The organism is Corynebacterium choanae, assembly GCF_003813965.1.
Classification (GTDB): domain Bacteria; phylum Actinomycetota; class Actinomycetes; order Mycobacteriales; family Mycobacteriaceae; genus Corynebacterium; species Corynebacterium choanae.
Genome location: NZ_CP033896.1, coordinates 1,072,728 through 1,091,650, shown reverse-complemented (window position 1 = coordinate 1,091,650; position 18,923 = coordinate 1,072,728). Strand labels below are relative to the sequence as shown.

The 18,923-nt window shown below is 56.8% G+C and carries 12 protein-coding genes and 1 pseudogene; 6 read left to right on the top strand and 7 right to left on the bottom strand.

All coding sequences use genetic code 11. The features are described from left to right. The first annotated feature begins 517 nt into the window (after nucleotides 1-517). Complete coding sequence (locus CCHOA_RS03965; RefSeq protein WP_123927150.1) at nucleotides 518-4,300, top strand: multifunctional oxoglutarate decarboxylase/oxoglutarate dehydrogenase thiamine pyrophosphate-binding subunit/dihydrolipoyllysine-residue succinyltransferase subunit; 3,783 nt, start codon at nucleotides 518-520, stop codon at nucleotides 4,298-4,300. Between the two features lie 530 nt (nucleotides 4,301-4,830). On the opposite strand, the gene CCHOA_RS03960 is transcribed toward CCHOA_RS03965, so the two are convergent. Both CCHOA_RS03960 and CCHOA_RS03955 read right to left on the bottom strand, forming a co-directional pair. Further along, a complete protein-coding gene (locus CCHOA_RS03960) occupies nucleotides 4,831-5,019 on the bottom strand; it encodes a hypothetical protein (protein ID WP_123927147.1) in 189 nt (62 codons plus the stop codon). Between the two features lie 39 nt (nucleotides 5,020-5,058). Beyond that, nucleotides 5,059-5,769 (bottom strand): type 2 periplasmic-binding domain-containing protein, encoded by a 711-nt coding sequence (locus CCHOA_RS03955; RefSeq protein WP_123927144.1) that lies wholly within the window; start codon nucleotides 5,767-5,769, stop codon nucleotides 5,059-5,061. Nucleotides 5,770-6,170: 401 nt separating this feature from the next. On the opposite strand from CCHOA_RS03955, the gene corA reads away from it, so the two are divergent. Further along, nucleotides 6,171-7,229 carry a magnesium/cobalt transporter CorA gene (gene corA, locus CCHOA_RS03950; RefSeq protein WP_123927141.1) on the top strand — a complete coding sequence of 353 codons (1,059 nt, stop codon included), beginning with the start codon at nucleotides 6,171-6,173 and terminating at the stop codon, nucleotides 7,227-7,229. A 311-nt stretch (nucleotides 7,230-7,540) separates the two neighbouring features. Here corA and CCHOA_RS03945 read toward each other — a convergent pair. Next, nucleotides 7,541-8,056, bottom strand: a pseudogene (locus CCHOA_RS03945) (YflT domain-containing protein); the annotation flags it as partial. An 860-nt stretch (nucleotides 8,057-8,916) separates the two neighbouring features. On the opposite strand from CCHOA_RS03945, the gene CCHOA_RS03940 reads away from it, so the two are divergent. The 3 genes from CCHOA_RS03940 to CCHOA_RS03930 all read left to right on the top strand — a co-directional run bounded on the left by CCHOA_RS03940 (nucleotide 8,917) and on the right by CCHOA_RS03930 (nucleotide 12,689). Further along, nucleotides 8,917-10,194, top strand: a complete 1,278-nt coding sequence (locus tag CCHOA_RS03940) for a magnesium transporter MgtE N-terminal domain-containing protein (protein WP_123927138.1) — start codon at nucleotides 8,917-8,919, stop codon at nucleotides 10,192-10,194. Between the two features lie 389 nt (nucleotides 10,195-10,583). Beyond that, nucleotides 10,584-11,162 carry a DUF1003 domain-containing protein gene (locus CCHOA_RS03935; protein ID WP_123927135.1) on the top strand — a complete coding sequence of 193 codons (579 nt, stop codon included), beginning with the start codon at nucleotides 10,584-10,586 and terminating at the stop codon, nucleotides 11,160-11,162. Nucleotides 11,163-11,552: 390 nt separating this feature from the next. Beyond that, nucleotides 11,553-12,689, top strand: coding sequence for a P-loop NTPase (locus tag CCHOA_RS03930; protein WP_123927132.1), 1,137 nt, complete (start codon nucleotides 11,553-11,555; stop codon nucleotides 12,687-12,689). 320 nt (nucleotides 12,690-13,009) lie between these two features. On the opposite strand, the gene tatB is transcribed toward CCHOA_RS03930, so the two are convergent. The 3 genes from tatB to sigE form a co-directional block, all read right to left on the bottom strand. Beyond that, nucleotides 13,010-13,711, bottom strand: a complete 702-nt coding sequence (tatB, locus tag CCHOA_RS03925; protein WP_123927129.1) for a Sec-independent protein translocase protein TatB — start codon at nucleotides 13,709-13,711, stop codon at nucleotides 13,010-13,012. Nucleotides 13,712-14,042: 331 nt separating this feature from the next. Then, nucleotides 14,043-14,489: an anti-sigma factor family protein gene (locus tag CCHOA_RS03920; RefSeq protein WP_123927127.1), complete on the bottom strand. Its 447-nt coding sequence runs from the start codon at nucleotides 14,487-14,489 to the stop codon at nucleotides 14,043-14,045. A gap of 752 nt (nucleotides 14,490-15,241) precedes the next feature. Further along, nucleotides 15,242-15,886 carry an RNA polymerase sigma factor SigE gene (gene sigE / locus CCHOA_RS03915; RefSeq protein ID WP_123927125.1) on the bottom strand — a complete coding sequence of 215 codons (645 nt, stop codon included), beginning with the start codon at nucleotides 15,884-15,886 and terminating at the stop codon, nucleotides 15,242-15,244. 283 nt (nucleotides 15,887-16,169) lie between these two features. Between sigE and CCHOA_RS03910 the strand changes: the two genes are divergently transcribed. Beyond that, nucleotides 16,170-16,820, top strand: coding sequence for an O-methyltransferase (locus tag CCHOA_RS03910; protein WP_123927122.1), 651 nt, complete (start codon nucleotides 16,170-16,172; stop codon nucleotides 16,818-16,820). Between the two features lie 469 nt (nucleotides 16,821-17,289). On the opposite strand, the gene glgC is transcribed toward CCHOA_RS03910, so the two are convergent. Beyond that, complete coding sequence (gene glgC / locus CCHOA_RS03905; protein WP_123927119.1) at nucleotides 17,290-18,507, bottom strand: glucose-1-phosphate adenylyltransferase; 1,218 nt, start codon at nucleotides 18,505-18,507, stop codon at nucleotides 17,290-17,292. Nucleotides 18,508-18,923 lie beyond the last annotated feature (416 nt).

Sequence of the window (18,923 nt, the reverse complement as noted above, 5' to 3'; positions counted from 1 at the left end):
CTGTTTGTCACATAGGGGGATTACTCGATGCTTGCGCGGTACGACGTGTGTTGGTGCCTGCTTTCGAATACGTTCCACACGGTTGCCACATCCGGCAACAGCCAAGCCCTGAATATGGGGGTAGCGGCAGGGGGTGAAGTAACGCTGTGCTAACTGCCCTACCAGGGCAAACCAACCGTTGATCGCAACGCCGTGCGGACATCGTTTCCCTCATCCCTAACAGCGACTGCGATCATGACTAGACTGACAAGACGGGCAACTTTTCACCCATGCTTTTCTTGCCACAATATGCACCGCCGAACGCTCGGCAACATGTGGGCACCATATGTTCGTTGGTTGGCCGGTGCGACTGGATCAATAGTGTGGCAGCCACACTGCGCTTATCGCATCACATGCACCGGCACAGACGGTGGAAAGCGTGGGTTTTTCAGGGAAGTTGTACCACTGAATATTTGGATATTTTCACCAACAATTTTGCTTTGTAACAGTGACCCAAGAAACGAGGCGAGCACCTGCCGTGAGCAGCGACAGTACTTTCGGCCAGAATCAGTGGCTGGTAGATGTGATGTTCCAGCAGTACACCGAGGATCCCAACTCGGTGGACCAGGAATGGCGCAACTATTTCGCTAACAATGCAGGGGCTGCCGGTACACCACCGGCAGCGTCGCAGGCCAAGCAACCAGCCCCGGCAACTCCAAAGCAAGGGTTAGGGTTGCAAGAACCCACCCCGCAGCCGCGCAAGGTTGCTGAAAAAGCGCAACACACTGGCACCGCTGACGGGGTTCACCCGAATAAAAATGCCGGCAATATTGCCCCGCAGGCGGCCAAACCACAGGCCGCCAACGTTCCTGATCCGCAGGTGAAAAAGCCTCAGCGGCCAGCTTCCCCGTTAGCGGACACCAAGCCGATGCCGGAAGCTGGGAAAACCCCGCTGGCAGGGATTGCGAAGGCAATCGCGAAGAACATGGATCTGTCGCTGGAGGTGCCAACGGCTACCAGTGTGCGCGACATGCCGGCACGGTTGATGTTCGAAAACCGCTCGATGATCAACGAGCAGCTGGCACGAACCCGCGGCGGGAAAATCTCGTTTACCCATATCTTGGGGTATGCGCTCATCAAAGCAGTGATGGTGCATCCGGATATGAACAATGCCTACGACATTGTCGACGGTAAACCGACCCTGGTTGTTCCTGAACACATCAATCTTGGGTTGGCTATCGACCTGCCGCAGAAAGATGGCGCCCGGGCGCTGGTGGTGGCAGCGATCAAAGAATGCGAAACACTGTCCTTTGGTGAATTCGTTACCGCCTATGAGGATATTGTCGCCCGCGGCCGTAAGGGCAAGCTCACCGGGAAAGACTTTGCCGGTGTCACCATCACCTTGACGAACCCTGGTGGTATCGGAACCCGCCATTCGGTGCCGCGCCTGACCAAGGGGCAAGGTGCCATCATCGGTGTCGGTTCGATGGATTACCCGGCCGAATTTGCTGGCGCTTCCGAGGATCGTCTCGCCGAACTTGGTGTCGGCAAACTGGTGACTATCACCTCTACCTATGACCACCGGGTGATCCAGGGTGCCGAGTCAGGCGAGTTCTTGCGCACGATGAGCCGTCTGCTCGTCGATGATGCATTCTGGGATGATATTTTCGCCGACATGCGGGTGCCATATACCCCGATGCGCTGGTCGCAGGATCTGCCAAACACCGGTGTCGATAAAAACACCCGGGTTATGCAGCTCATTGAGGCCTACCGTTCCCGCGGCCATCTCATCGCCGACACTAATCCGCTGCACTATCAGCAGCCGGGCATGCCAATCCCAGATCACCGCGATTTGGATATCGCCACACATGGACTCACCCTGTGGGATTTGGATCGTACCTTCCACGTCGGCGGGTTCGCGGGCAAAGAAACCATGACGCTGCGCGAAGTCTTAAAGAAACTTCGCAACGCCTACACTTTGAAGGTGGGCAGCGAATACACCCATATTCTTGACCGCGATGAGCGCACCTGGCTGCAGGATCGCCTCGAGGCGGGCATCAACAAGCCAACGAATGCGGAACAAAAGTACATTCTGCAAAAACTCAACGCTGCAGAAGCTTTCGAAAACTTCCTGCAAACCAAATATGTTGGCCAGAAGCGGTTCTCCCTCGAGGGTGCCGAATCGCTTATTCCGCTGATGGATGCCGCTATTGACACTGCGGCCGGCCAAGGCTTGGACGAAGTAGTCATCGCCATGCCGCACCGTGGCCGTCTCAATGTGCTGGCCAATATTGTTGGCAAGCCGCTGCACACCCTGTTCAACGAGTTTGAAGGCAATATTGATCCTGCCCAAGCCGGTGGCTCTGGTGACGTGAAATATCACCTTGGTGCAGAGGGCCAACATATTCAAATGTTTGGCGACGGTGAGATTAAAGTCTCGCTGACTGCGAACCCCTCCCACCTAGAAGCAGTCAACCCGGTGATGGAAGGTATCGCACGGGCAAAGCAGGATCTGCTCGACAAGGGCGAAGACGGATTCTCTGTGGTGCCGATCCTGTTGCACGGCGACGCTGCCTTTGCCGGGTTGGGTATCGTCCCTGAGACCATCAACTTAGCCCAGCTGCGCGGCTACACCGTCGGTGGCACCATCCACATTGTGGTGAATAACCAGATCGGCTTTACCACCACCCCGGATTCCGGCCGCTCAATGCACTACGCCACCGATATTGCGAAAGCCTTCGGCTGCCCAGTCTTCCACGTCAATGGGGATGATCCAGAAGCAGTCGTGTGGGTTGGTCGGATGGCGACCGAATACCGTCGCCGCTTCGGCAAGGATGTGTTCATCGACCTGGTGTGCTACCGCAAGCGTGGCCACAACGAAGCCGATGATCCATCAATGACCCAGCCGCAAATGTATGAGATCATCGACAACCGCGACTCGGTGCGGGAAAAGTACTGTGCCGATCTGCTTGGCCGCGGTGACCTCTCCGAGGCAGATGCCGATGCGGTTGCCCGCGACTTCCACGATCAAATGGAAGCCGTGTTCAATGAGGTGAAGAAAGCCGAAAAGCAAAAAGCTAAGGCACAAGAAGGCATTCAAGCAGCTCAACAGCTTCCACACGGGTTGGACACCTCCATCACCCGGGAAGAACTCGTCGAGATCGGCGAAGCCTACGGGCAGCTGCCGGACGACTTCCATGTGCATCCACGTGTCAAGCCGGTGGCTGATAAGCGTGCAGCTTCCGCCCGGGAAGGTGGCATTGACTGGGGTTGGGGTGAGCTTATCGCCTTCGGTTCGCTGGCCAACGCCGGCAAGCTTGTGCGTCTCGCCGGTGAAGATTCCCGCCGCGGCACCTTCACCCAGCGGCATGCCGTACTCATCGACTCGGAAACCTCCCAGGAGCACAATCCGCTCGACGAACTTGCCCGCACCAAGGGCGACGGCAAATTCCTGGTGTACAACTCGGCGCTGACCGAATACGCCGGTATGGGCTTCGAATACGGCTATTCGGTGGGCAACCTTGATGCCGTGGTCGCTTGGGAAGCACAGTTCGGTGACTTCGCCAATGGTGCGCAAACCATCATCGACGAATACTTGTGCTCTGGTGAAGCGAAGTGGGGCCAGCTATCGAAGGTGATCCTGCTGCTGCCACACGGTTATGAAGGCATGGGGCCTGACCACTCCTCGGCTCGTATCGAACGGTATCTGCAACTGTGTGCAGAAGGTTCGATGACAGTCGCTCACCCGTCGACACCGGCCAACCACTTCCATCTGCTGCGCCGCCACGCCCTCGGGGATCTGAAACGACCACTGGTGGTCTTCACTCCGAAGTCGATGCTGCGCAACAAAGATGCCGTCTCCAGTGTGGAAGATTTCACCGAAGTCACCAAGTTCCGCAGCGTGATCAACGATCCAAATCTGGTCGACATCAACGGTAAGAAGATCGGCGACTGCGACAAGGTCACCACCATTTTGCTGACTTCCGGCAAGCTCTACTACGAGCTGGAGAAGCGACGCAAAAAGGATGGCCGCGACGATGTTGCGATTATCCGCCAAGAGATGCTGCATCCAATTCCGCACAACCGGCTTAAGGAAGCCTTCGACTGCTTCCCGAATGCGAAGGAAGTGCGCTGGTGCCAGGAAGAGCCCGCAAACCAGGGCGCATGGCCATTCCTGGTGATGCACTTCCCTGAGGTGCTGCCTGATATGCCGAAGCTGAAGCGGGTATCGCGCCGTGCACAGTCTTCCACTGCCACCGGTTTGGCGAAGGTTCACCAATTTGAGCAGGCACAGCTTATTGACGAAGCGTTCGCCAAATAGGTTTACCGAGGCTATCCCCTAGCCTGCCGCCGAACATAACGGCAGTAGCGTAGACACACATCTTCCCAATCCCCATCGCAAACACAACACTGCGATGGGGATTGGTGTTTTTTACCTCCGACCGGTAGCCCAACCCTGCCTCAGCAGCATCGCCATCGACACCGCCGCAAACGCAGCAGCCAGCAAGCTGGCGGCCCTCCTGCTTGGATCGCCGGGATGTATAGTCCCTTTCGGCGAATGGGGTTGCGTTCACCGTAGCTGTTTTGGGCTGGCGCCCATTCACAGGGGTTGTCACAGTCGACAAATGTCAATGATTAGCAACAACGGGCACCACCGGCGGGGAGTAATTCGTCCAGGTAACTCCCCCTATACCCGAGCTTCCAATCGCATCCGATGCCAAGAAACCATCTACCGCTGATTGGGACTTGGTGAATAGCAGCCGATACTTGTCGCCTGCAACGTGCGCTTTCGCCAACACGCTTCTGCCGACTGGCGGGGCTGTGGGATCCTCAACACGGCGCTGCAGAATCCTATTCGGTGATGGGGTGATGGAACCTGGCAAACACCGTGAACAACACGTCAATCACGGTTTCAGATCCACCAGCCACCACCAATCCCTCGCCATCGTGGATACGAGATACTTGGCTAGTGTTTAGCGTTGAAGACAGCTCTTGCACCAAGCACAACGCTGCCAGGGATCGGGCAGGCAACCTCGACATGGAAAAGTTATTGAACAGTCGCTCGTGTAACCAGAAGAGCTAGATGTCGTGGCCTTGAGCGTATTGTCTGGCCACCCGAATAGGGTCATTACCGTTGCTGGTTTCTTCGACCAGTTTGGCCAGATCCTCATTCGTCAAGGTTCCACCGACCCGGTTCAGCGCCACATGGTCGAGTCGGTCAAGCATCGGTTTGCGATATACCGCCACAAGATTTTGTGGCAGCGGTGGTCCGTCATAGTTGTCGCACGCTTGCACATTTGACGGATCACCGGCAGCTAAATTCCCTGGCAAGGAACCAACCATCGCGTCATAGACTTCTTCCCGCCAATTGCCTGTGTTTTGTTCTTGCGCGGTTTCACCAGCGGCTTGTTCCGCCTGATATTGTTCGGAGAGTTCCAACGCCAACGACGGGTTGAGCTCATAAAGCAGCGAACCGGTGCAGCCGATTATGAGATCCCCCGACCGGTTTTGCAGCCGCCCCAATTGACGACCGTCAGCGGTGGGGCGATCGAGTGAAACGTGGGCGTGGGAAGGATCAGCAGAGCGATTATTCAGCGAAATCCCGTAGAGTTCACCGAGTACACGCTGCTCAGGGGAGCTTGCGTCGACGGTGATCCAAATCGGCCGATAGTCTGAGTCGATCGGGTTGGGACCTGGTTCCTCGACACATCCTGTCAGCATCAACGCTGCCACACCCAGCGCACTGAGCACTCCACTTCGTCGCGCCCCACTTTCGCGTGATGCCCTCATTGTCAAACCATCCTTCACCCCTGGTTTGTTGCACAGTTGTTCCGCGCAACACCATGTTGCAATGTGCCCAGTGTATAGAGTGCCACCGCCGCCTGCAGACTTATGCACCAGTAACACGCCTATACGGGTTGCATGCATTACAGGATAGTCGTACACCCATTGTGTTGAGCCATTGTGGTTGCGGGAAGGAGCCAAGTGCCTAATCGGTGACCTGCACGGTGGATGGTTGTGGAGGCTGACATGACGTTGCGGGTCCACGGCCGGTACCATAAATGATCGCCCTGCAAAGATAGCAGGGAGCTTTGCGTCCCACGCTGCTGCGTTGCGGCATGGGATCGCAGATGGCTGGAGATTATCTTCGTCGACGAAGCTTGCAACCTGAAATAGAAATGGTGGATGCGATGACTGACACACAACGGAAACGCCGCACAACCCCGGTTCGTCTCGCAGCACCTGACACGTTGGAAGACGCCGTCGAACGGGTTTCGGTGTATGTCGATGGGGCTCCCGTCGAGGGCGACTTCACCCACGATTCCGCCCTGGCCTATGCCCGCAGTCACGGCGGCTGGGTGTGGCTTGGGCTGCTGGAGCCGGCGGAAAGCCAAATGGTTGATATTGCTCGGGCGTATTCCGTGCACGAACTGATCACCGAGGATGCTGTTTCCGCGCATCAACGTCCCAAAGTTGAACGCTACGACGATCAATTGTTTTTCGTGGTTCGATCAGTCGCCTACAAGGAACACGAGTCAGTTGCTGACACCAAAGAAGTGATTGAAACTGGCGAAGTGCAAATGATTGTCGGCCAGGATTTCATTATCACCATCCGCCATGGGAAATCGTCGACTGTCCGTGGGGTACGCAATGTGATGAACACCAGCCCTGAACAGTGCAAGCTTGGCCCGGCTGTGGTGGCGTGGATGATTGCCGACCGTTTGGTTGACGAGTATGTGCGGATCGCCGGAGTGCTGCAAACCGATGTCGATGATTTGGAAGATGAGGTGTTTGCACCTGATGAATCTTTCGACATTGAACAGATCTACACCTTAAAACGAGAGATCCTTGAAATGCGGCATTCCATCGAACCGCTTGCCGGGGCGTTGCGTAGCCTCATCCGCTACCATGACGATATTTTCGATAAAGAGTTGAGCTCGTATTTGCGGGATGTGCTCGACCATGAACTGATCGCAATCGATATGGTCGCCTCATATGATGAGCGTCTTTCTGCCCTGATCAATGCTGGCGTGGCAATGATTTCCCTCCAGCAGAACGAGGATATGCGCAAGATTTCTGCGTTGGTAGGAATGGTGGCACCACCGACGATGATCGCCGGTATTTACGGCATGAACTTCGACTATATGCCGGAGCTTTCGATGCGTTACGGCTACTTCCTTATTTTGGGGGTTATGGCTGTGGCAGTGCTGGTGATGTGGCTGCTCATGCGACGCGCTAAGTGGCTGTAATGTGCGAGAGTCGCCGCCTACCGGTGGAGAGGGTAACCGCCCACCGGACTGCTTGACTGCTTGTTGCTGTCTTTGGGTGACGCATAAGGCGCGCAGTGAGGTGAACGGTTGTTCCGTTTCCCTGTTGTAGAGGTCTAGTTTTGCAATAAAGCCGCAGGGCCGCAGGAGTGTGCTTTCCTGCGACCCTGCGGCTTTGTGTTGTTCGCGTTGCCGAATGTTTCAGATGGCTAGCTCATCGGTGAACATGCCCCCAGTTGCTGTTCACCTGTGTGTCTGTACTGCAGCCCACTGGTGTGCTGGAGGTGGTGAACCTACCTGTGGCTTGTCGACCATTGGGCGATGAGGTCGCGTGCCCGGCGCGCACTGTCAGGTTTGCAGATCACATCGTAGCGGCGGGCAACGAATTCTCTGGTGGAGGCGAAGTCGCGGTGGCCGCGGGTCATGAGATATGGCACTACGGCAGAGATCACACCGAAGACGATGCCCATGAGTAGTCCGGCGATGATTGGGGCGAAGGTTGGTTGGAAGAAGGAGACCAGTAGGCCGAAGAAGAGACCCATCCAGGCGCCTGCGGCAGCACCTTGCATGATGACTTTGCCAGTGGTGAGCCGGTCGGTGACTTTTTCCACTTCCATGAGGTCAAGGCCGACGATGGTGAGGTCTTTGACGGGGAAGTCGCCGGTGTCGCTGAGCATGTCGACTGCGGCTTGTGCACCGCTGTAGGTGTCAAAAGATCCGACTGGCCATCCTTCGGGAAGTTGTTTGAGGTTGTCGACGACTCCGCGGCCTGCAGTTTTTTTCGTTTTCGTTGTTGTGCCCCGATCACCGGTTGTGTTGTGGGGGTGTTGTGGTGCGGATTGCTGTGATGGGTGTTGCTGTTGTGGGGCGACGCGTCCGAAGTTGGCAGGTTTTTGTTGAATCCCTGGCTGATTCCAGAGTGCATTGCCGGGGGTTTGTGGCTGTGTGGTGGCAGCTGGCTGTTGTGGTGTTGGGGCGGCGCCGGCGGAGGTGGCAGGTGGGGCGGTTTCGTGGTGGTGTGGTGTAGTGGGTTGTTCTGCGGTTTGTGGGCTAACAGGTGGAGTTTGTTCGGAAACGTAGCCGTAGTGGAAGCCGATTTGTGGCTGCTGTTCGGTGGACTGTGGCGGGGTTGGTGATGGCGCCCCTTCGGCTGTGTCTTGATGCCGAGGTTGGGTGGGGGTGGTTTCTTTAGCAGGCTGTTGCGGGGTGTGGGGGTCGGTCATGATGAGTGTGTTCCTCGGGGTTGGTTGTTCAATGGTTTCCTGATCGGATGCGGGGTTTTCCCAGTGGTTGTGCAGCAGGTTGGGTGCTGCTGTTGCTCCCTGGTGTGGAATAAGAAGTTCACCCTGCGGGGGTTTGCTGTAGTAGTAACGTCAGGAACCTGTGGGGAAGTTCCATGGGTATGGACACAATTCGGTAAAGCACTGTTTTGGATGGCGGGGAACGTGCCGCAGTGACGATCTGCGGCGGGGTGTGGTTCCCCGGTCTTGGTTTTGACGATTGGCGCTGCGGATCGCTGTTGCCGCAGGTGCGTAAGTGTGCAGGGTTGAGCAGTGGCGTGTAGCAGGAATGTCGTATGCGGTGTTTGCTGCAACAAGCCGGTGGTGGTCGTGGTTGGCAATCGCCTTGGGGAAGGGATTTTTCTACAGGACCGCTAAGATGGGTGGCTATGAGCGAAAACACGAAAGTCTATGCCGGCCGGCTATCGGGGATGGTGGTTCGCGGCCCTGACATGGATGTGATTGGACGTGTCCGGGATGTTGCGGTGGCGGTGCGTCCTTCCCCAAATCCGACAAGAGCGTTGGGGCTTGTCGTGGAGATGGTGGGCAGTAAAAAGATTTTCGTGCCGATGCTGCGGATTGCGGCTATCGATCCGCAAGAAATTGTGTTGGTTACCGGTTCGGTGTCGATGCGGGCATATTCCTCCCGCGCCGGCGAATTGACGGTGCTGGGAGATATTGTTGGTTCCCGGGTGCATGTGGATGATCCAGAGTTTGATCATCTCAAGGGGCGTGCCTTAGAGATTGCCGACGTGGAGTTGGAACGTACCCGTAGCCGGGATTGGGTGATCTCCCGGGTGGCGTTATTTGAAGATAAGCCGAAGTTTGGGCGGCGTCCAAAGCTGGCGATTCTTGGCTGGCATCATGTGCACGGTTTAGGTGCCGGTGGTGCGGGTGCCCCAGATGCGACCGCCGAGCTGATTGCCTCCTTTGAAGATATGCGGCCGGCTGATATTGCTGCGAAGCTCACCTCGTTGACTGCCCGGCAGCGGGAGCAGATCGCCAACGAGCTTGATGATGAGCGTCTTGCCGATATTATGCAGGAGCTTTCCGAGGAGCGGCAGGCTGAACTGTTGGAAGCGTTCGATATTGAACGTGCAGCAGACGTGCTCGAGGAGATGGATCCGGACGACGCAGCAGACCTGCTGGGGGAGCTGCCTGATGATAAAGCTGATGTGCTCCTGGAGCTGATGGATCCAGTGGAGTCCGCACCGGTTCGCCGGTTGATGACGTTTAATGACAACACGGTCGGTGCGCTGATGACCCCGGAGCCGCTGGTGGTGACACCGCAGACTACGGTGGCTGAAGCATTAGCTATTGCCCGCGATCCGGATGTGCCCACTTCCTTGTCGTCGATGGTGTTTGTGGTACGCCCACCAACTGCTACCCCAACCGGCCGCTATTTGGGGTGTGTGCATTTACAGCGGCTGCTGCGAGAACCTCCTTCACAGCTGGTTGGCGGGGTGTTGGATCAGGATGTGCCGGCACTGTTAGCCGATGATGATCAAGAAACAGCCGCCCGATTTTTTGCCACCTATAACCTGGTATGCGGCCCGGTGCTGGATGAGGATAAGCATCTGCTCGGGGCGGTGGCGGTCGACGATCTGCTCGATCACCTGCTGCCGGATGATTGGCGTGATCAGGGGCTACGTCCCGAATCCCCGTAAAATTTTTTTTCAGCCCTTTTTGTCGCTGATGTGGCGCTGGGGCATTCGCGCCGGGCTGCGGTACCCGGATCCCGGCGATGCAAGCAGGTTGTGCCCGCGCAGTGTTTTGGCTCGTATCCTGCTGCCACTTTCCAGCTGACGTGAGCTTGCAGTCTTGCTGATAGTTGCCTTGGCAGGTTGGATCCGTGCCCGATTGGCTGCGCTTCACTGCTAGTCGTATCACCGTGTACCCTGTGACGGTGGTGCAGGTGTGGATACTGTCACCGTTCGTCGTGCCGGTGAGCGGTGGCGACCGGTGATGTGCTGCCGGTGTGTGGCAGGGGCTAATTTGCTTCACCTGTTTCCCTTCTTCCCCCATATGTAAGTGTTATCGATCCCAAGGAGCATGTATGGCCGAGTACAACCGCACCGAACTGGATACTCCTGTCGCCGGGCAACGCCGCAAGCTCATCAATATCGACGGTGACAAAGTGGGGGCGTTCGCAGAGAAGGTCGCCCGCTTTTTCGGCACTGGCGAGTACCTGTTCTGGCAGACCGTATTTGTGTTTGTGTGGGTGGTGCTCAACATTATCGGCTGGGACTACAAATGGGATCCGTATCCGTTTATTTTGCTGAACCTGGCGTTTTCCACCCAGGCCGCCTATGCCGCGCCGCTCATCCTGCTTGCCCAGAACCGGCAAGAAGACCGGGATCGGGTCATCGTTGCTGAGGATCGTCGCCGTAGTGAACAAACCAAAGCCGACACCGAGTTCCTTGCCCGGGAGCTTGCTAGTGTGCGGCTGGCTGTGGGCGATACCGCAACCCGTGACTATCTTCGCCACGAACTCGATAGCATTCGGGAACTCATTGAACGGTTGGATGCCAAAATTGAAGATGAGTGGGCTAACCGTCGCCAGGAACAGGCCAGCGAGTTGAAGGAAAACCCGTTGACCACTCCCCGCCACGGTGCCAGCCAAGATGCGGAATAGCTGCGGGTTTTCACGAGCACTAGGCTGCGCACCATAAGCACAGCCCCAGCGCAATCACAACACAGCCATACCCCAATTACGACGCAGCAATAACCTCATTACGACGCAGCCACGGCAAGCGGCCATGTTCCGCAACAGCACCATAAGCTTCGGGCACTTCGACTAGCCTTCGCCATATTGGTGGCGATGTTACTCGAGGCAGCGTGCGCACCGCTATCTTTCTTGCCTGCTCGCTGGTGATCGGCGAACTATCGATGCCATGGATCTTCCCACGGCAGACCCGTCTAAATGGGTGGGAGGGAAAACCTGTCTGCTGCAGTGCCTAAAGATGTATCACTGCGAACACCCGATGCTGCTGTGCTGGCCCCGATGGGACTAGACTGAACCGATGTGAGTGAACAACTTCAGCAAGCAGATGTCATCAATGCCTTATCACGAGTGGATGACCCGGAGATCGGACGCCCCATCACCGAATTAGGCATGGTGAAAAGTGTCACCATCACCGGTAATGACGTGCAGGTGGTCATCAACTTAACCATTGCCGGCTGCCCGCTCAAGTCAACCCTGGTCAGCAACTCAGAAGCGGTGCTGCAAGAAATCCCGGGGATCGGCAACATCACGGTCACCACCGATGTGATGAGTGATGAGCAGCGTCGCGAACTTAAGGGGAAATTGCGCGGCCAGGGCGCACCAGAGGGAGTCAATCCGTTTACTCAGCCCGGCAACACTACCCAAGTGTTTGCGGTTGCTTCCGGCAAGGGGGGCGTCGGCAAATCGTCGATGACCGTGAATTTAGGTGTGGCATTGGCGCAGCAGGGGTTGAAGGTCGGCATTTTGGATGCTGATATTTACGGACATAGTGTTCCGCAGCTGCTTGGATCACATCAGGATGTCAACCAGGTTGATGATATGATCATGCCCCCGATTGCGCACGGCGTGAAACTGATCTCTATCGGGCATTTTGTGGAAGGGAACTCGCCTATCGTGTGGCGTGGCCCGATGCTGCACCGGGCTATCAACCAGTTTTTGACGGACGTTTTTTGGGGCGATCTCGATGTGCTGCTGCTCGACTTACCACCCGGTACCGGGGATGTGGCGATCACCGTCGCCCAACTGTTACCCCATGCTGAGCTGCTCATTGTAACCACCCCGCAGGCGGCCGCCGCAGAGGTTGCTGAGCGGGCTGGTTCGTTGTCGCTGCAAACTCATCAACAAGTCCGTGGCGTCATCGAGAACATGGCTGCAATGGTGCTCGACGATGGTCAAGTCATTGATGTGTTTGGGGCTGGTGGCGGCGCTGTTGTCGCCGAACGGCTGTCCACATTGACTGGGCAAACCATTTCGCTGCTGGGGGAAGTGCCATTGGATCCACAGCTGCGGGTTGGTGGGGATAACGGTACCCCGATTGTGGTGGCTGCCCCAGATTCCCCGGCGGCGAAAGCGATCACTGCTATTGCAAAGCAGCTGATGCACCGTGGCAACTCATTGAAGGGGCAGCCGTTAGGGTTGTCGGTGACCAATTCGTAGGTTCGTCCCGCGGTGGTTTGCAGGGCACACCACCGGCATGACACCTGCTACCAGTCACTATTGCGTGGTTTTCAGTCGAACTGTTGGTGAATGCAGCACAGTCACTGACAGTTCGGCAGGGTTGTCTCCTGTGTTTCGACACCCGAGCAGCCAGCGGTGCGGCACGGTGAACAGCCGCCCAGCATACGTCCAGCAGCAGCGGCTAGAACACTGGAAGCCGGCAAGTAGATGAGCCGGAAGCAAACCTCTCCGCCGTGGCTAAGCCTGTTGCGGTGAATTCACCCCGCAGGCCGGTGCGGGCAGTGTTGATCGGATGCGGGTTAGATGACGTCGTCAAAGCGCTGCGCCGACTGTGGCGGCTGTGAAGGATTTGATTCCTGTGCCGGCTTCACGGGTTGGGGGGCTGGTCGCTGATCCTGGCTGGTTGTGCTTGAACCAGCTGGAAAACCGGAAAGCTGCTGATTCAGGGCGGCTACTGTGGTGGCCTGCTCGTCGCTGTTGCGTGTGCCTGTCGCAGGTGCAGCAGGAAGATTCTGTCCCGTGCCGGTTTGCGGCAGGGAGGGTTGCTGTGGTGTTGCATTGGTTGGTTGGCTGGCTAGTTGTGCCGTAGTGGACTGTCGCTGTACCCGGGTGGTTTCCACCGCTGCTGTTTCGATCGGCTTGCCGGTTTGTTGTGCCCGCTGCCGCTGGGCTTGCCCGGCGGTAGGCTGCTCATTCATCACCGTTTTCGGATCGAAGGCGGCAAAAATCGAGTCATCTCCATCCAGCAGTGTTTTTGTGATTGCTGCTTTTGGCCCCATTGCCCGCAGTTTCGCGAGCTCCCCGATGGGTTGGACGAATTCTTGGAATTCTGAGCCGAGCTCAGAGTCGAGTTCTTGTTTCACATTATTAATCGCCCGCCGGGCAGCAATAATGGCGGCTTTCACATCGGTGACCACAGCAGGAAGTCGTTCCGGACCGATAATGATCAATCCGGCGATGAGTACCACAAAGATTTCGCCCCAGCCGAGTGAACTAAACACAACCAACAGTCTATAAGGGGATGGGCGTCGGTGAAACTTCTTTCCATTGCAGACCGTCCGGTGCGACCCATCCGCCGCACGATGCGATGTCAGGTAGCGGCAGCGATTTTCACCTCCACCGCCGTCGGCGCAGCAGACAGCATCGATCCGGATTGCACTCCACCATGCTGGGGTGTTGTGCGACAACCTGCGTGACTGTTGCGGCAACCTGCTGGGTGATGCTTCAAGATGCATTCTGATGCTTCAAGCAGAAAAGCTGCGGTGTCAAACCGGAAAACCTGGAGGGCAGCGTTTCTTGGGGGATACGTGTCGCCCAGCCGATGGCGGCACCTTAGTGTTTCTCGTCGCGTGCCGATTGGTGGGTGGTGTCGCGATGTTTGACCAGGGCACGATAGTAGAAATCTACTTTGTCGAGTAAGGTTTGCGGGCTGTGCTGCGGGGTTTCTTCAGCAGTAGGTCCTGCCGGGCAGCTTTGCGCAATCGATTGGAGTTTGTCGAGCAGTGCGCTGGGGGCGTGAATGGCACTGGCGGCTTGTTTTAAGCGTTGCGATGCTTGCCGATGGGCTTCGACTTCCTGCCGACAGTCAGCACAGTGCACTAAATGTACCCGCGCCCGGTGGGCTGCTTTTTCGTCGAGTTCGTTGTCAACAAATGCGGCGACTGCTTCGGCGGAAAGATGCTCATAGGAGGCGAAGGTTTTCTGCCGCGGATAACGTGGCTTGTTTCGTTTCGGCTCCGCGGGTGTCGTTGGTTGCGCAGGGTTTTTTGGTGCTTGCATGGTGATCGGTGTATTCCGCGAAAACACTGTGGCCAATCAGTGGTGGGTCACATCCATCCTATTGACACTATGCTGTGTGCGCGGATGTCCTCCTTTCACGCTGTTGTTTCCGCACTGTCATCGGCCGGCCACGATCACTGCACCCCCACACTTGCTGACTGCAAGGCCGTTGGGGAACAGTCCATCTGCAGACCCGTTGCTTATCCCAAGTCAGCCGCGGCAGGTGCAGGGAGGTCGGCAGGATCATGTGTCGGTGATAGCTGTTGGCCGTGCAAACCCTGGTGCGCGACACTGTGCTTGCCGGCTTCTATTGACCCAACGACGGGTAAGACGGGGAAGTTCCCAGCCAAACAGACAGCAGCCTTTATGCAACTTCGCCTATTCCATCAGCAACACAGGTTCACGTTCCCCACCCCCAGCACCAGATTCCGCGCAGTGGTTGGTGACAGGCCAAGATATTGCCGCTAGCACGGTCACGAAGAGCCAGCAGACTTGTGGCAAAGCGGGGAAAGCACGCTGTGGGGCAATCGCCTGTGGCAGGTGCTCTCCCCTGGCGCGCAGCAACAATACAACTGCTTCCACTCACGCCGGCCGACACAAAGCTAACCAGGGTGAATACTTGTGCGTTGCCCAGCTGCGGGCGGCGGCCGCACACGACGGGGCAGCCCGCTAGCCGATAAGTGCCAGTATTGATAAGTGCCAGTATTGATTTGCAGTACTGGTGGAGCGCTCACGCCAGCAGCAGCAACACGTTACACCGTTGCCGGCATCAACAATTTGACCGACTCATCGGTTTCGGCGGCCTGCTCCAAATAGGCGCGTAGTTGGCTGCGGCCACGGTGAATCCGCGAACGTACAGTTCCCATCTTCACCCCTAGGGTGTCTGCGATCTCGTCATACGACATGCCGAGCACATCACACAAAATCACTGCAACCCGGAATTCGGGGCTTAAGGAATCAAGTGCCGCCTGCAGCGTCGGATCTAAATTGGTGGCCTGCCACACCTGTTCCGGGGTGGGTTCTTTCCCCGGCACCCGCTCGTAGTCTTCCGGCAGTGCTTCCATCCGGATTTTTGCCCGATGCCGCACCATATCTAAAAACAGATTGGTGGTGATGCGATGCAACCATCCTTCGAAGGTGCCTGGGCGATAGTTTTTCAACGACCGAAACACCCGCATAAAAGTTTCTTGGGTGAGGTCTTCCGCGTCGTGCTGATTCCCGCTGAGGCGGAATGCGAGCCGGTAGACAGAATCGGCGTGTTCTTCGACGAGTTCGCCCCAACTTGGCATGTCTGCGACCCCGGCGTCGAAGGCTTTCGTTCCGGCAAGCACAGTCGTGTCTTGCGTATTGATTGCCGTGTCGCGGTCGGTGTGTTCGGTCATGGAAGCAGTGTGCATCGTGCAGTTAGTGTACACCGCATAGGTCGATAAAAGACAGCTGAAAGGTTGGTCACAATTTGGTAACGGGACATCTTCGGGCAATTGTGCACCTTACCTGTGATTGCCCGGCAACCCGGTCCTCACGCGCGGCGGCTACCAGCAAGCACCACCTCCCAGCCTGGTTGCCTGCACTTGCTTGTTGATGCAACCTATCTGGCAATCGTCTCGGCTGCGGTCGTCTCCACGGATCAGCGGCGAGGTACACCCCACAGCGATGTGCTAGGCACTACAGTATTGGCTTGTGAGTGAACCTGCTTCCGCTAGCCTGCTGCGCTATATCGACGACCAAACCAGCCCTGACGATGTTCTTGCTAATGCGGTAGAACATGCCCAAGAGTTCGGCATCGCCTATCCTGATGCATCCACCGGTCAGCTTCTTGCCACACTTGCCGCGCTCACCTATCCGTTGGGCAGCTCTGGGGTGGTGGTTGCGGCGAATGCGGCGGCAGTAATCGGCACCTATGTGGCGCGCGCTGTTGCGGAAGATACGAGAATTTCCTGCATTGAACCCGATATCGAGCATCAACAAGCAGCCCAAAAAGCGCTGCTGTCACTGGGGCGCCCATCATCAACTGTTCGGTTGATGACTGCCCAACCTGTACAGGTGATGGGTCGTTTAGCCAAATCCAGCTACAGCATGGTGATCGGCGATGTTGCTGGTAAAGACCTGCCGCGGTTTATTGAACTCGCCCGCAATATTTTGGCACCCGGCGGGGTGCTGGTGTTGTTGGACTGTTTACTTGATGGCACGATCACTGATCCCACCCGGACTGATCGCGACACAGTCGGTGCCCGGGAAGCCCAAGAGATGCTCGCCGCCATGGATGATATGTTCCTTGCCCGCCTTCCTTTCGGCAGCGGCATGGTGGTTGCCACGCTTGCACACGAGTAGGGTCACACTGCCGGCAACGAGTCGTAACCCCGCATTCCACAAGCGGGAACCACTTCCCCACTCCGGGGGCAAGCCTGCACTTTGCTGGATTCTTTGACGGCAAAGCGAATCCCTAGATCCGTAGTCGGCGATGCGGAACGTCTTGCCAGCGACCCGTCGTGCCTCAAATGCCGTTGAACTGCAAAACTGCGTTGGCGGCAGTTTTGTGTCCTGCGGGACGTTCCTTTGGCGACGAAGCGGCTTCCAGCTGCTTGCCCCAAACCTCGCATCCTGGGTACACCTGCTAATACCGCCTGGGCATCATCGCAAGGCACACACACCAAAGACATATTGCAGTGCGGCAACATCACACCACATACGGGGTATAACCGCAGCAATGCCCGCACGGATACACCGTACGGGCATTGCTGTCATGTCACCCAGTGCCTCAAGCACTGCTGATGTGCGGTGGGTGAAACACCCAGGCGGGTTAGACGCGGATCCCCTTGCCGACGACCACCACACCGCCGTCGGAAACTACGAACCGTTTCCGGTCACGCTTGTGGTCAACGCCAATAAATTCACCTTCCGACACCACAACGTTCTTATCCAGGATTGCGTGGCGAACCACTGCACCCTTTTCCACTCGAACGCCGGGCATGAGCACCGAACCCTCAACCGTGGCGCCCTCTTCAACAATGACATTATTCGACAGCACCGAGTTGCGGACTGTACCGCCGGAGATAATCGAACCGGTAGCTACCATCGACGACTGGGCGATACCGCCTTGGACGAACTTCGCCGGCGGATAGTTCCCCAAGTCAGTGCAGTGAATCGGCCAACGCCGGTTGTATAGGTTAAATACCGGATGCACGCTGATGAGATCCATGTGTGCCTCGTAGAAGGCGTCGATGGTACCAACGTCGCGCCAATAGCCACGATCCCGCTCGGTTTCACCGGGCACTTCGTTGGTGGAGAAGTCGTAGACGTGCGCCTGGTTCTGGGCAACGAAGTAAGGAATAATGTCGCCGCCCATGTCGTGGGTGGACTTGTCATTTTCGCCGTCCAGCTCGATGGCTTTCACCAGTTCACTGGCGGTGAACACATAGTTCCCCATCGACGCATAGGTCATCTCTGGGTCGTCTGGAGTGGCCGGCGGATTTTCCGGCTTTTCCAAAAATTCGGTGATGTTGCCTTCATCGTCGGCTTGGATGCAGCCAAAAGCGGTGGCCTCCGAACGTGGCACACGAATACCTGCAACCGTCACTGCTTTGCCGGACTTGATGTGCTCGTTGACCATCTGTTCCGGATCCATGCGATACACGTGATCCGCACCGAAGACGATGACATAGTCTGGATCTTCGTCGTCAATGAGATTCCGGGACTGCAAAATAGCGTCGGCACTGCCGGTGTACCAGCGTTTGCCGTCACGCTGCTGGGCAGGGACCGGGGCGATGTAGTTTCCGGTGAGCCCCGAGGGCTGCCACGATTGGGCGATGTGACGGTCAAGGGAATGCGACTTGTATTGCGTCAGGACGCAAATTTTCATATATCCGGCATTGACCAGGTTGGACAACACAAAATCGATAAGTCGATAGGTGCCACCAAAAGGAACGGCCGGCTTGGCACGATCCTCAGTCAATGGGGCAAGACGCTTCCCCTCGCCGCCAGCTAGGACAATTGCTAAGACATGTGGTTGGTTCCTCACAGTTATCCAACTTAGAGAAAACCCCCTGGTTTTTCCGTGATTTAACCCAAATTCCTCACGCGGTATTAGTCACACCACATGCTGCGGTCCATCACCACAATCCCTCACAACAAACATCCGTGACTACAAACCACCAGGTGGGTGCCCCTTTCTGCAGTTGTTTCCGCAACTGAAGATGGCTGCTTCAACCCGACACACCCCCGAAAACTCGCAACGAAAGAATTATCACACTTGACTTTTCGGCCGGCTTCCCCATTCAGCGGGCTGCAAGGGAAAGCATGTGCCTCGACAGAAGAACCGTCGCACCCACTGCCACCAGCGCTAATCCTTCCCCACGACCAACATATCGACTGCGGGTTGTCACGCAGCTGCGTGCCCCTTGATATGTCTTGTGCCGGATTGGCCGCTAAACGTGA